Source organism: Haloarchaeobius sp. FL176, assembly GCF_024609245.1.
GTDB lineage: Archaea > Halobacteriota > Halobacteria > Halobacteriales > Natrialbaceae > Haloarchaeobius.
Genome location: NZ_JANJYH010000006.1, coordinates 47,103 through 60,937, shown reverse-complemented (window position 1 = coordinate 60,937; position 13,835 = coordinate 47,103). Strand labels below are relative to the sequence as shown.

The following is a 13,835-nucleotide window of genomic DNA, read 5'->3' as shown; positions in this document are numbered from 1 at the left end:
CGTCCCCGACGTTCTCACGCGAAATCGCGTGTCATCCCTCCTGCTCGCCGCCCTCGCGGCGGCGGTCGTGTTCCTCGTCGCCACCGAGCTGTTCCCGTTCCACTCGGCGAACCACGACGAGGGAGTCTACCTCCACCAGGCGTCGCTGCTGCTCGACGGCCAGCTCCACGCGTACCCGCCCGACGGGCTGACCGAGGCGTTCCGACCGTGGTTCTTCGTCACCGAGGGCGAGTCGATGTACCCGAAGTACGCACCCGTACCGTCGGCGATCTTCGCCCTCGGGCTCGCGTTCGGCGAGCCCCGCCTGTCCCTCGCCGCGGTCGCGGCGGGCATCATCGCACTCACCGCCGCGCTCGGGACGGAAGCGTTCGACCGGCGCGTTGGCCTCCTCGCCGCTGTGCTCGTGCTACTGACGCCGACGTTCCTGCTGACCACCTCGGTGTTCCTGCCGTACGCGCCGGCGACGCTGCTGAACCTCGCGTTCGCACTCGCCTACGTCCGGGCCCACCGCCGTGGCTCGCGTCGGTACGCGGTGCTGGCAGGCGTCGCCGTCGCGCTCGCGTTCTTCGCTCGGCCGTACACCGCCGTACTGTTCGCGGCCCCGTTCGTCGGCCACGCCTGCTGGACGCTGGAGACGGCCTACTACCGTCACGACGGCTCGACGGGGCAGTACCTCCAGCACGGCTTCGTCGCCCGAAACCTCGTCGTCGCGGCACTCGGTCTCGTCGGCGTCCTCACCACGCTCGGCTACAACTGGCTGCTGACCGGCGACCCGCTGGTGTTCCCGTACGCGGCCTTCGCACCGCTTGACGGCCTCGGGTTCGGGGAGCGCCGCATCCTCGACCACGACCTCGTCTACACGCCCGCGCTGGCGGTCCGGACGAACCTCGTCCTCCTCTGGGAGTCGGCGACCCGGTGGACCGTCGGCGGCTGGCTCGGGACAGCCGCGTTCCTCGGCGGTGCGAGCGCGTGGCTGCGCCGCCGGGCCGGCATCGCTCCGTGGGTCGCCCCCGACAGCTCGCCGACGCTCGACCGGCCGCACTGCTCTGACGACTGTCTCGCCGTGCTCCTGCTCGCTGTCGTGCCCTCGGTCTGCATCGGCAACCTCGCGTTCTGGGGGACCTACAACGTCAGCTCGGGCCCGGCCGAGCTGGGCGACGGGCTGCTCTCGCTGTTCGGGCCGCTCTACCACTTCGACCTCGTCGTCCCGCTGGCGATATTCGGCGCGTTCGGCATCGTCGCCGCCGCGGACCGGCTCCGAGCGGCCGTCACCGCACGCCGCTCGAAGAGGGCCGCACGGGTCGTCCTCGCCGCGTTGCTCGTCGTCTCGCTCCCGGCCGTCGGCGTCGCGGAGCGTGACGCGCTCGACGGACCGGTCACCGAGCACGCCGAGACCACCGAGAAGTACGGGACCGTCTACGAGCCGGTGCTCGCACAGGAGTTCGACGACGCCGTCGTGTTCGTCCCGACGCCGTACGGCGACTGGCTCGCCCATCCCTTCCAGACGCTCCGGAACGACGCCGGCTACGGCGGCGACGTGCTGTACGCGCTCGACCGTGGCCCGGCGAGTGATTTCGCGGTGCTCGAAGCGACCGGGAACCGAACGCCGTACCGGTTCAGCTACCACGGCGAGTGGGTGCCCGACGCCACCGACCGCCCCATCGGAAAGCTCGAACGGCTCGAACGTCGGTCCGGCGAGCAGCTCTCGGGAACGACCCGCGTCGGCGTCCCGTCCGGTGCGAGCAACGCTATCGTCCGGCTGGAGGGCGACGGCGAGGTCCGCGAGTTCGCCGTCGAGGACGGCCTCGGCGACCGCCTCGCCGCGAACTGGACGGTCGGCCCGGACGGGCTCCGGCTGACCGACGACGACGTCCAGCCCCTCGGCGAGAACGGCTCGGTGCCGCTGAACGGCACGACGGAGTTCGCCGTCGTCGTGGTGCTGACCTACGAGGGCGGCGCGACGCTGACCTACCGGCAGGAGTTCGACGCCCGCCGGACCGACGACGGCGTCGCAGTCGTCTGGCCGCCCGCGTCGTCGGTCTGCCGGCTCGTGGTCGACTGCGGGCTGGAGGGGACGTACCTCCCCGACCACCCGAACGAGCACTTCGACGGCGTCTGGCTGAACGGGACCCTCGTCGAGATGTCGCTGGAGGGCGTCAACATCACCGACAACGCCTGGACCACCGACCAGACGCCCGCCGGTGCGAACCTGGCCGCCGTGGCGCGGGGCGCCCCGAACATCGCGGTCGGTGCCGGCGGGCTGGTCCTCGAAAGGAACTGACGCCGGGAGAGCCGCCGTCTCAGCGACGGAACCGCTCGGCCAGTGAGACCGTCAGAATGGATTTGCCGATGGCAGCGCCGCCCCCGATGGGGTCGAGCTTCGTCTCGCCGCGGCGCTCGTCGTACTCGATGGGCGTCTCGACCACGTCGTAGCCACGCATCGCCGGGCGGATGAGCAGTTCCGCGGAGAGGCCGGTGTTCTCGGTCCACGTGATGTCCGCGACGACCTCGCGCCGGTAGGCACGCATCCCCGTGGTGGTGTCGTGGACGCGCTCGCCCATGAGCACCGACGCGAGCGCCGCGAAGGCGTGGTTGCCGAAGCGGTTGAACGCGGGCATCGCCTCCGCGCCATGGTGGAGCCGGTCGCCCGAGACCACGTCGTAGCCCTCGTTGACGAGGTCGAGGAAGCGTGGGAGCGCCTCCATCGGGTAGGTGTCGTCGCAGTCCGTCGTGACGACGATGGGCCGGTCCGGCGTGAGGACGGCCTCCCGGACGGCGACGCCGTAGCCCTGTGGTTCCTGCTCGATGACGGTCGCGCCGTGTTCGCGGGCGACCGCGGCGGTGGCGTCGTCGGAGCCGTCCACGCAGACGACCTCGGCTCGACCGTCCGTGACCTCGTCGATGTCGGTCAGCACGTGCTCGATGGCCGCTTCCTCGTTGTACGTTCCCATCACGACCGCCACGTCGTCGAAGGTGAACGGCGGGCCGTCCGCCCTGGTCGAATCGCCCCCGTCCACGTCGGAGGATTCCGCCGGAGAGTGCTCGCTCATTGGCTCTGGCTTACCGACGGCCGTACTTTAGGCTTGCCAAAAAATATCTGGGTTAGACAGACTCCGTCTCGTGGAGGAACGTCTGGAACTCCATCGTCCGGCCGTCCGGGTCCGTCGCGAAGAAGTTGTAGATGTCGAAGGCCTCGTTCACCGAGGGCTCGTCGCGGGCTCGGTCGGCGAACCGGTCGTAGAACGCGTCGACCCCGTCGCGGTCCTCGGTCACGAACGTGAGCACCCCTTCGGTCTCCGTCTCGGCGGCCTCACAGAAGCCGAACAGCAGGTTGTCGTACTGCAGGATTGTGCACGCCGACTGTTCGAGCCAGACGTCCGCGCCTACCTCCTCGACGTAGAAGGCGGCCGTCTCCTCGTACGATTTACTCCCGAAGAACACGAGTCCTGACATGTGGCAACGTGGGAGCGCCCCCTGTAAAACGGTTCGTACGTTTGGGGCTAGTTCACACAGGTATTTGTCGCTGGAACGGGAGCCTGGGTGCATGGCTGATACGCGTCGGACCCTGACGTACTTCGGACTGGTCGCCTCGACGGTCGCGCTCGTGACCCTGTTGCTGGCGACGCTCGTCGACCCGCTGTTCAGCTGGCGGTCGCGCTCCCTGTCGAGCATGGGCGAGGCGAACGGGAAGGCTCTGCTCGCCATCGACACCGCGGACCAGCTCGCCTTCCTCCTGTTCAACGGCGGCCTGCTCTTCGGCGGCATCCTCGGCCTCCCGTACGCCGCCCGTCTCTGGACCGAGACCGTCAACGGCATCGAGAAGGCCGGGGTCGTCGTCTTCGCGCTCGCGCTGACGTGCATGACCGGGGTCGGCTTCGCCTACGTCGACGGCCCGGCGAACGCGCTCCACTTCCCGTTCGCGGCGGGCTTCTTCCTGCTGCTCACCGTGGCGCTGCTCGTCTTCGGCACCGGCTTCGCGCTGGACCGGAACCCGGCCGTGGGCGTCGGAACGATGTGGCTCGGCATCTTCCACCTGTTCGCCTGGCTGTTCTGGGTGCTGCTGGAGGCGGCGGTCTGGACCGGCGACGGCGACACCTGGACCTACTTCGCCGTGCCCGAGGCCGTGGGCGCGGCGGTGTTCGGCGGCTGGGTCATCTGGACCGCTCGGACGCTGCTTCGCGACGGCTCGCTACCCGCCTAACTCGCTCTCGACCCGTCTCGACTGCCGCGACGTACAACAGTTATCCCCGTAGAGCGTCACGCCCGGACATGGACAAGTGGCAGCGTCGGACCGCCTACTATCTCCTCATGCTGACCGGCGTCATGCTGGTCTACGCGGTCATCTACGACCACGGGATGAGCGCCTACGAGTCCGAACCGGAGACGTTCCTCCACTCGCTGCAGGTCGTCGTCGAGACGTTCACGACGACCGGCTTCGGCTCCGACGCGCCGTGGCACACCCCCGAGATGAACCTGCTCATCATCATCATGGACACGACAGGTGTGTTCCTCATCTTCCTCGCACTGCCCGTGCTCGTGTTCCCGGCCATGGAGGAGCTCCTCTCGACGACCGTCCCGACCAGCGTCAGCGAGAGCCTCACCGACCACGTGCTCGTCTGCACGTACACCGCCCGTGCGGACGCACTCATCGACGAGCTCGATGCCTGGGGCGTCGACTCCGTCATCCTCGAACCCGACCGCGACACCGCCGTCCAGCTTCACGAGGCCGGCTACGACGTGATCAACGCCGACCCCGAGAGCACCGAGGGACTGGAGGACGCCGGCATCGTCCGCGCCCGCGCCCTCGTCGCGGACGTCTCCGACGAGGTGGACGCGAGCATCGTCCTCGCCGCGGGCGAGGTCGGCGACGAGGACCTCCAGGTCGTCAGCGTCGTCGAGGACCCCGAGAGCGTCTCCTACCACCGGCTCGCCGGCGCGGACGAGGTGCTCTCCCCACGCCCCTTGCTCGGCCGCGGGCTCGCCTCGAAGGTCACGACGGGTATCTCGACCGAACTCGGCGACGCCATCGAGATCGGCGACGACTTCGACATCGCCGAACTGCCAATCCACAGGACGAGCGAGCTCGTCGGCAAGACGCTCTCCGACAGCGGTATCCGGGAGCGTGCCGGCGTCAACGTCATCGGCGCGTGGTTCAGCGGGGAGTTCCGGAGCCCGCCGGACCCCGACGCCGAGCTCGACAACGGCACCGTGCTGCTCGTGACCGGCCGCGAGGACCAGCTCCAGGCGCTGAAGGAGCTGACGCTCTCCCGTGTTCGTGAGTTCCGCCGCGGCGAGACCATCGTCGTCGGCTACGGACAGGTCGGGTCGGCCGTCGCGGAACAGCTCGACGAGGCCGGCGTCCCCTACCGGGTCATCGACCGTGAGCAGAAGCCCGGCGTCGACGTGGTCGGCGACGCGCTCGACCCCGATGTCCTCCACGCCGCCGAACTGGGGGACGCCCGGACGGTCGTGCTCGCGCTTCCCGACGACACGACGACCGAGTTCGCGACCCTCGTCATCCGCGACGAGAGCCCCGAGACGGAGGTCGTCGCCCGCGTCACCGAGAGCGAGAGCGTCCAGAAGATGTACCGCGCCGGCGCGGACTACGTGCTCTCGCTCGCGTCCGTCAGCGGCCGGATGATCGCTTCGACCATCCTCGAGGACGAAGAGGTGCTCTCCATCGACCAGCAGGTCGACGTCATCCGCACGGAGGCAACGCTGTTGGTCGGACAGACCCTCGAGGAGGCACAGGTGCGCAAGCGCACCGGCTGTACGGTCGTCGGCGTCGAGCGCGACGGCGAGGTCATCACGGATGTCGGCCCCTCGTTCCGCATCGAACGGGGCGATCAGCTCATCGTCGCCGGCACTGACCAGGGGACGAACCGCTTCAGGGAACTCTGCTGTTGACTCATCTGACCCCCATCCCTACTTGGAGTCGACGACGCGTTTCGGCCCGCGCCCCCGGAGCGTCCCGGCCTCGTTCGATATCTCCGTCCGCCGGAACCGCCAGACGCGCGCACCGTCGCCGCCCTCGACCACGTCGACCTGTTTCAGGCCCGTCTTGATGCAGTTCCACCAGCCGGACTCGGAGCCGTACCCCGCCGGGTACTCCTCGTACAGCGCCTCGACGAAGTCCGACCGCCGTGCTCTGTCTTCGTCCTTGAGGTACGCGAGCGCCGCGCCCACGGCTCGCCGGCGGGGCTCGACCTTCTCCGGCGAGCGACCGGGGACGTCGAGCGCTTCGAGGTCGGTGATGTCCTCGCCGGGCGAGACGTCGTCGCTGCTGACGGCGATGCTCGTGTTCGACTGGTAGCTCAGCCCGGTCGCCGGGTCGCGACCGAGGCGTTTGCGGGTCTGTGCGACCGCGCGCCGGGCGAACTCGTCGAGACGCTCGCCCTCGACACCGGCGAGGACGTCGGCCTCCTCGTTCAGTCGTTCGTCCGTGAACCGCTTGACCCGCTCCGGCGTGAAGTTCCCGCCGAGGTCGTCGGGCTCGGCGTTCGGCCCCGACTTCGGCACCATCCGCTCACCGGTCCCGCCCGTCTCGACCGTCTGGTTCGCCGTCCCGCCGCCATCGGCCGTCGCCGGTTGCTCGTCTGTCGAATCCGTCCCGTCCGTCGCTCCGGGGCTCTCGGGGGTCGCCGATCCGTCCGTGGCCTCGGCCGTCGCGTCCCCGTCGGCCGGGGTCGCCGCCGGCTCGTCACCGGTCGTGCTCTGGGCGACCTGCTCCTCCAGCTCGGCCACACGGGCGGCGTACTCCGACAACAACTGGTCCCGCTCGGTCCCCTGCTCGATGGCCGCGCGGTTCCCGATGATCCAGTCCAGATACGTCGGGATGTCCTCGAACCCGAGCAGGTCCGTCTCCATGTCGAGCTTCTCGACGGTCTCCTCGGGGACGTCGAGGCGGATTGTCGGCATTTGTTCCCCGGTACGTCAGTCGGTTATAAAAATTGTGGCCTACGCCCCTCGCTGACGCCCTCGACCCGCTGAGCGGCACACAATCCTTAAATCGGCCAGAACCTTACACGGATTCATGCACAAGGACGAGCTCCTCGAACTCCACGAGCAGATGGTCGACATCATGACTCACTTCGAGGAAGCGGGCGACGGCAAGGACGCGCTGTTCCAGCAGTACCACGACCTCGACGTCGACCCGTCGGACGTACACAAATCGAAGAGCGAGCACAAACACGCCGTGTTCGTGCTGGGTAACGCCCTCGCCAGCGTCATGAGCGAGGACGAGTTCTCCAGCGCCGGCCGCATCCAGAAGCGCATGGAGGAGCTCGCGGACGACGCCGAATCGAAGATCTGAGGCCGCGCTTCGGGCGCTCGCCGTCTCGGATGCCAGCCTGCAACGGCTAATCCCCGGAAACTATTTGTCCCGCATCCGGTTGTAACCGTATATGGATTCGCGCAGAGTAGAGCGCGTCGAAGACTGGGACTCCCGTCCCTTCTCGGGCGGCTTCGAGGAGCTCCGTTCGCTCGCGGACACGGAGTTCACCGGGGCCGTGACGGCCGGGACGACGTGGCTGTTCATGCTGAACGGCCGCATCATCGGGGTCTTCGACGGGACTATCGACGACTTCGACGGCGCTTCGGGCACGACGTACGATGCACCCCATCCGTCGGTGCCGCTCCTCTTCGCGATGCAGGAGACGGGCGGCGATGAACGGGCGAACTACTACACCAACGACACACCGATTTCGGAGGCCGACTCGACGCTCACGTCGGGCAAGTTCACGGGCTACATCGAGCTCTCCGAGAACGTCCTCAGCGGCGATTACTACGTCGTCTACTACGGCGGCCGTTCGATGAGCTGTGCGTTCATCGGCAACCGGGAGCGCCTGCACACGGGCGACGAGGCGTTCGAACGCGCAGACGACGAGGTCGGCATCTACACCGTGATGGACGTCGACATCCAGGTGACAGAGATCCCCGGTGGCGAGCCGGACCCCGAACCAGCGACCGCTCCCGACGAGGCGGCGACCGGGACTGCGGCGGGTGGTGCGGCCGCCGGCACCACGGACGCAGGGACAGACCCCACCGGAACGGACGACGCGGCCAGCGACGAAGCGGTCGTCGCCGACCCCGCACCGTCGGACACTGCCGACGCCACCACGGAGGCGGCCAGTCCACGCGACCAGCGAGAGCACGCCGACGAGTCGTCCGTCACCGAGGCAACCGCGCCCGCGGAACCCGTCGTCAGGGAGGCGTCGAGCGAGCAGGCACCGCCTACACAGACCGACCCATCCCAGGGCCAGGACCAGCCACGAACGGGCGGGACTGACCGGGCGGACGGCACGCCAGAGGACACGCAGGCTGACGGTAGCCGTCCGACCCCGCGACGGGAGCCGTCCACGGAGCCCGAGGCTCAGTCCGGCGCGACAGACACGCGGACCGACGCGGACGCGACACCGGACAGCACGGCCACGAAGACGGTCGAGGACGACCACGACCCCGTCCAGATCCCCGACGAGGTGCTGGCTGAGGTCGAGCAAGAGGCCGCGGACGAGGACGAGGACCCCGTGTTGGAGGAGGAAGCCGAGTGGCGAGAGACGCGCTCGATTCCCTCCATCAATCCCGACCGGTCCGAATCGACGAGCGGGGAGCCGACGCCCCAGAGTTCGACAGCGCAGTCCACGACGAGCCAGAGCACGACGCCGAACCGACAGAGCCGACGGCAGCGCCAGGGCGCCGCCGACAGCCAGCAGTCGAACCCGCAGGGCACGAACGGTCAGCAGCAGGCAACCGGCAGCACGAACCGACAGTCGAGCCCCGGCCAGCAGGCCGGACGCACGGAGCAACAGTCCACGAACACCGCCGACGGCAGGAGCCACGACGAGCCGCTCGAGCGGGAGATGCTCCAGCGCGAGGACAAGATCGACCGGCTCCAGCAGCAGCTCTCGAACGTCGAGGAGGAGCGTACGGAGCTCCGCGAGGAACGCGACCAGCTGGCCGACGAGAACGCCGAGCTGCGCGACGAACTCGAGGCCCTCGAGGCCGAAATATCCGACCTGGAGGCCGAGCTGACCGACCTCGAGGCCGAACTCGCCGCACAGCGTGGCCCGGCCGCCGACGCCGACACGCAGTTGACGCCACAGCAGGCGCTCGAAGGGACGAACCTCTTCGTCCGCTACGGCTCGAAGGGTGAGGCGACGCTCGACACCGCACACGAGGGCGAGGCCGACGCCGAGGCGGTCAACGCGAACCTCCGCATCGAGCACCACACGCAGTTCGACGCGGACGACGCGGCGGTCGACGGCCGGCCGTACGCCGACTTCCTCCACGACAGCATCGAGTTCAGCTTCGTGGAGTGGTTCGTCCGCGACCTGCTCTACGAGATCCGCGACACCGGAAACGCGAGCGCGATGCGGGACCTCTACGACGCCATCCCGGAGGCAGACCGCGCCGAGCTCAACGGTTCGGTGTCGCTACGCTACGACGAGGACGGCAACGAGCAGCGCGACCAGACCACGTTCGACGTGGTCGTCCGCGACCGGATGGGCAACCCGCTCGTCGTCGCGAACCTGAACGACTCGCGCGACCCGACGACCGAGGAGATGATGGTCGATATCCAGGAGCGCGCCTCGCGGGTCAAGCGGACCAGCGAGAGCCTCGCCGGGGCGGTCGTCGTCACGGCCTCCTTCTTCGACCCGGGGGCGCTGGAGACGGCCTCCGAGGCGACGAGCGGGAGCTTCCTGAGCCGGGACTCGAAGAAGAGCTTCGTGAAACTGTCCCGGAAATCGGGCTACCACCTGTGTCTGGTGGAGTCCCGCGGCGGGGAGTTCCACATCAACGTGCCGGAGCTGTAGGAAGACGAAAACCGTTCAGTTCTCGATTTCGGCGGCGTCGTCGATCTTCATCCCGTTCATCTTCTCGACGATCTCGTCGATCTTGCCGTCGAGTTCCTCGACGAACTCGAGCGTGCGCTCGGTCGTGATGGCGCCCTGGCTCGACGGCTCGATGAGGTTCTCCTCCTCGAGGACGCGGAGGGAGTAGCGGACTTTGTGGTGGGGGTACCCCGTCTCGTTGGACATCTTCACGATACCGATCGGTTCGTTCTCGATGACCATCTTCAGCACCTGCAGATGTCGTTCCAGCATATCGACTTCTTTCTCAAGTCGGTCTATCATGGCATTTGTTAACTTGTCGTACGGGGTTTTAAACCTTATCGTGCGGACCCGGCGAGAAACGCAGCAAAACGGACCTAGCCGTGGTTCCTGTATATGTCTTCTGGTCCGTGCAACCACGACTCAACGGCCGAGCGCGACCCGCCGTATCGAAATCGGTTTACCGACCGCTGGAGAATCGGCGCGTGTAAATGACCGTAACCATTGTCGGGTCGCAGCTCGGCGACGAGGGCAAGGGCGGTGTCGTCGACATCTATGGCGACGGGGCCGACGTCGTCGTCCGCTACCAGGGCGGCGACAACGCGGGCCACACCGTCGTCTACGGTGGCACCGAGTACAAGCTCTCGCTCGTTCCCAGCGGAGTCGTCCGCGGCAAGGTGGGCGTCCTCGGCAACGGCTGCGTCGTGAACCCGGCGACGCTGTTCGACGAGATCGCAGACCTGCGCGAGCGGGGCCTCGACCCCGACGTGCGTGTCGCCGAGCGAGCACACGTCATCCTGCCGTACCACCGTGTGCTCGACGGCATCGAGGAGGAGGTAAAGAGCGAATCTGACCAGAAGGTCGGCACCACCGGGCGCGGCATCGGACCGACCTACGAGGACAAGGCAGGCCGCCGCGGCGTCCGCGTCGGCGACCTGCTTGACCCAGCGGTGCTGCGCGAGCGCCTTGAGTACGTCGTGCCCCAGAAGCGGGCCCTCGTCGAGGACGTGTACGGACTCTCCGTGGACGACCTGGAGAATCCGGCGGCGTTCGACGTCGACGCGCTGTTCGAGGAGTACCGCGAGTACGGCGAGCGGCTGGCCGAACAGGGGATGCCCGTCTCCTGCGGCGACTTCCTCGCCGACGCCATCGACGACGGCGAGCAGGTCATGTTCGAGGGTGCACAGGGCACGCTCATCGACATCGACCACGGTAGCTACCCGTACGTCACGTCGTCGAATCCGACCGCCGGCGGCGCGACTACCGGCACCGGCCTCGGTCCGGGTATCATCGGCGGCGGCGAGATAATCGGCATCGTCAAGGGCTACCTCTCCCGCGTCGGGAGCGGCCCGATGCCGACCGAGCTGGCCGGAGTCGAGGGACAGACCACGGGGTACGACGGCGACGCCGGCGAGGAGGAGGAAGAACTCGCCACCTACATCCGCGACGAGGGTGGGGAGTACGGCACCGTCACCGGCCGCCCACGCCGAGTCGGCTGGCTCGACGTGCCGATGCTCCGCCACGCGACCCGCGCCAGCGGGTTCACCGGGCTCGCGGTCAACCACGTCGACGTCCTCGCCGGGATGGACGAGGTGAAGGTCGGCCACAGCTACACGCTCGACGGCGACGAGCTGTCGACGATGCCGTCGACGACCGAGAAGTGGGCGCGCTGTGAGGCGAACTTCCGCACGTTCGACGGCTGGCCCGACGTGGACTGGGACGACGTCGACGACTGGGAGGACATCCCCGAGAACGCACGCACCTACCTGAGCTACCTCTCGGACGAGCTCGACACCGACATCTACGCCGTCGGCACCGGGCCCGACCGCGAGGACACCGTCATCCTGCAGGACCCGTACGACTCGTAGAGGGTCGACCCGCAGTACGGTGATTCCATCTTTCTAGGCAGCTACCCCAGAGCCACGCTGGGAGGTCCAAAACGGTCATCGGTAGCTCGGCGTCGTGCCCCCACTCGAATCCAGGCAATCACGCACGTCGTTCCCGAAGCCTTTTGCTCTCGGTGTCCGAGGGTGCGGGTATGAAAGAATCCATGATGGACATCCTCTGCTGTCCGATGGACAAGGCGGACCTCGAACTCGAGGTGGGCCGCGAGGACGAAGACGAGATCGTCTCCGGCACACTCACCTGCACCGAGTGTGGCGAGAGCTACCCCATCGAGGAGGGCGTGCCGAACATGCTGCCGCCGGACATGCGGGACGACGTGCCGGCGTAATCCGGCACCGCCGCAGCACCGAACTCGGAGACGACCGACGACCCGTCCTACTCACCGCCAATGGCACCCGAGACTCTCGTCGTCGACATCAGCCGCGAGGAACTCCACAGCGTGGAGCCAGCCGTCGAGGCGTTCGAGGCTCGCGGCCCGTTCGACGTGGAGATCCGGAACCACGGGCGAGCCGTCCACGTCCACTGCAACGTCGACGACGCGCTCTCGCGTGTCGCAACCCTCACCGAGACGAATCACTTCGTCGAGACGGAATCGAGTACGACGTTCCGGGTGGAGGTCGCCGACGGCCCACGCCCGGTCTCGGGAGCGCTCCGGTTCGTGGCGGCCTACGGTGCAGCGGAGGCCGGGGTTCCGGTGACGGTTCGGGACCCGGCGGCGACACCCGCTGTCGAACAGGCCGGTGCCGCGGCCACCGGGGAGAGCGGAACCGAGACGACGGTGGAACGGTCGGGCGATATCGACCCCTCTGCGTTCGCTCCCGGGCGCGACGACGCGCCGTTGCTCGCGCTGGCTGGCGTCGCATTGCTGGTGGCGGTGCTCGCGATGGTGCTCGCGAACAGTGCCGTCGTGCTGCTCGGGGTCGGCGCGGTGCTGATCGGGATTCTCGTCGCCGTCGTCGTCCTGTTGCGTTGAGGCGCGGCCTCGACCGCGGCTCCGTCACTCCTCGGTCGGCACGCCACAGAGGTTGCCGTCCTCGTCGAACCGCTTGGCCCGCAGGTAGCGCGCCCGGTAGCGGTTCGCGCCCTCGTACACGTCGGCCTCGCGGATCTCGTCGGTGCGGCCCTCGGAGACGGTGTCGACGATGGCCTCGAGCTGCTCCTTCTCGCTCGGCGTGAGGTCGAACTCGTAGGTGTGTTCCTCTTCCTCCTCGAGCTTCGTCCACTTCCGGGCGGCCGCCACGACCAGCGAGCAGGGCTCCCGGCAGGGGAACGGGCCGTCGCCACCGGGCGTCTCGAGGTCGTCGTCCTCGTCGTACTCCCACTCGCGCCGTTTGAGACACTGCGAGTCGACGCAGGCGGCCTCGGTGACCCACTCCACTGCCTCTCGGGGGAGCTCCTCGACGACGCCGTAGATACCGGTCTGACGTTCGGCGGTCTCGCGCCAGTGGCTCACGTCGAGGTTCCCCTCGTGTTCGCGGTGCCAGTTCTCGACGGTCGCGGGGTAGACGACGCCCAGGGCCTCCTTCAGCTCGCCGCTCGTGAGCTCCGGAAGCACCCAGCCGTCGACGAGCGACGGCGCGGTCTTCAGCGGCCGGTAGCGGCCACGGTCGTCGTACTTCGAGAGGTCACGGAGGTCGCGCGGTTCGTCGTGTACGGTGAGCTCGTCCGGGTCGGCCTCGCTGTCGTCGACGTGTCGGAGCTCGTACCGACGGTAGCCGACCTCGCCGAGCTCGACGGTGACGTGCAGCTGCCCCCACTCGTGGTGGATGCCGCCGTCGCGCATCGCGTCGTAGCGGGCACGGACGGAGTGCTCGTCGGTGGCCTCCAGCCAGCGCAGGAACGCACGCCGAGCGGTTCCCTCGCCGCCGACGACGACGTTCCAGAAGTGCCAGTTGGAGACCCACTCGGCGTTGGCCGCGGCGACCCGTTCCAGCTCCTCGACGGAGAGGTGCTCGCGGTGGAGGTCCGGCACCTCGAACACGTAGCCGTCGTCCTCGTACTGCACCACGAGGCCGTCGAGTTCGACCGGACCGCCCGTCACGGCGTCGACGAGATCCTCGAACTGGTCGGGTGCGAGCTCGGCGTCGGTGGCCGCCATCG

13 protein-coding genes are annotated in these 13,835 nt (G+C 68.3%); 8 read left to right on the top strand and 5 right to left on the bottom strand.

Translation table 11 applies throughout. From position 1 onward, the window contains the following. The first annotated feature begins 28 nt into the window (after nt 1-28). Nucleotides 29-2,281, top strand: a complete 2,253-nt coding sequence (locus NO978_RS12905) for a glycosyltransferase family 39 protein (protein ID WP_257300002.1) — start codon at nt 29-31, stop codon at nt 2,279-2,281. A gap of 19 nt (nt 2,282-2,300) precedes the next feature. Here the strand turns inward: NO978_RS12905 and NO978_RS12900 are convergent, their stop codons facing one another. Continuing rightward, nucleotides 2,301-3,050: a dolichyl-phosphate hexose transferase gene (locus tag NO978_RS12900; RefSeq protein WP_257300001.1), complete on the bottom strand. Its 750-nt coding sequence runs from the start codon at nt 3,048-3,050 to the stop codon at nt 2,301-2,303. A 52-nt stretch (nt 3,051-3,102) separates the two neighbouring features. Continuing rightward, complete coding sequence (locus NO978_RS12895) at nt 3,103-3,453, bottom strand: VOC family protein (RefSeq protein ID WP_257300000.1); 351 nt, start codon at nt 3,451-3,453, stop codon at nt 3,103-3,105. A 91-nt stretch (nt 3,454-3,544) separates the two neighbouring features. Between NO978_RS12895 and NO978_RS12890 the strand changes: the two genes are divergently transcribed. After that, the gene (locus tag NO978_RS12890; RefSeq protein WP_257299999.1) at nt 3,545-4,201 is read left to right on the top strand and encodes a DUF998 domain-containing protein; all 657 of its coding nucleotides are present in this window, start codon (nt 3,545-3,547) and stop codon (nt 4,199-4,201) included. A gap of 68 nt (nt 4,202-4,269) precedes the next feature. After that, the gene (locus tag NO978_RS12885; protein WP_257299998.1) at nt 4,270-5,907 is read left to right on the top strand and encodes a TrkA family potassium uptake protein; all 1,638 of its coding nucleotides are present in this window, start codon (nt 4,270-4,272) and stop codon (nt 5,905-5,907) included. 18 nt (nt 5,908-5,925) lie between these two features. On the opposite strand, the gene NO978_RS12880 is transcribed toward NO978_RS12885, so the two are convergent. Next, a complete protein-coding gene (locus NO978_RS12880; RefSeq protein ID WP_257299997.1) occupies nt 5,926-6,918 on the bottom strand; it encodes a hypothetical protein in 993 nt (330 codons plus the stop codon). 115 nt (nt 6,919-7,033) lie between these two features. On the opposite strand from NO978_RS12880, the gene NO978_RS12875 reads away from it, so the two are divergent. Beyond that, on the top strand, nt 7,034-7,312 hold the full coding sequence (locus NO978_RS12875; RefSeq protein WP_257299996.1) for a UPF0058 family protein: 279 nt from the start codon (nt 7,034-7,036) through the stop codon (nt 7,310-7,312). A gap of 91 nt (nt 7,313-7,403) precedes the next feature. Continuing rightward, complete coding sequence (locus NO978_RS12870; RefSeq protein ID WP_257299995.1) at nt 7,404-9,812, top strand: hypothetical protein; 2,409 nt, start codon at nt 7,404-7,406, stop codon at nt 9,810-9,812. A 15-nt stretch (nt 9,813-9,827) separates the two neighbouring features. Here the strand turns inward: NO978_RS12870 and NO978_RS12865 are convergent, their stop codons facing one another. Continuing rightward, nucleotides 9,828-10,133 carry a hypothetical protein gene (locus NO978_RS12865; RefSeq protein WP_089731653.1) on the bottom strand — a complete coding sequence of 102 codons (306 nt, stop codon included), beginning with the start codon at nt 10,131-10,133 and terminating at the stop codon, nt 9,828-9,830. Between the two features lie 188 nt (nt 10,134-10,321). On the opposite strand from NO978_RS12865, the gene NO978_RS12860 reads away from it, so the two are divergent. From NO978_RS12860 to NO978_RS12850, 3 genes are all read left to right on the top strand, one after another. Next, nucleotides 10,322-11,698: an adenylosuccinate synthase gene (locus NO978_RS12860; protein ID WP_257299994.1), complete on the top strand. Its 1,377-nt coding sequence runs from the start codon at nt 10,322-10,324 to the stop codon at nt 11,696-11,698. A 170-nt stretch (nt 11,699-11,868) separates the two neighbouring features. Next, complete coding sequence (locus NO978_RS12855) at nt 11,869-12,063, top strand: methytransferase partner Trm112 (RefSeq protein ID WP_257299993.1); 195 nt, start codon at nt 11,869-11,871, stop codon at nt 12,061-12,063. A 60-nt stretch (nt 12,064-12,123) separates the two neighbouring features. Then, nucleotides 12,124-12,708 carry a hypothetical protein gene (locus NO978_RS12850; protein ID WP_257299992.1) on the top strand — a complete coding sequence of 195 codons (585 nt, stop codon included), beginning with the start codon at nt 12,124-12,126 and terminating at the stop codon, nt 12,706-12,708. A gap of 24 nt (nt 12,709-12,732) precedes the next feature. Here NO978_RS12850 and NO978_RS12845 read toward each other — a convergent pair whose 3' ends face one another. After that, nucleotides 12,733-13,833, bottom strand: a complete 1,101-nt coding sequence (locus NO978_RS12845; RefSeq protein WP_257299991.1) for a DR2241 family protein — start codon at nt 13,831-13,833, stop codon at nt 12,733-12,735. Nucleotides 13,834-13,835 lie beyond the last annotated feature (2 nt).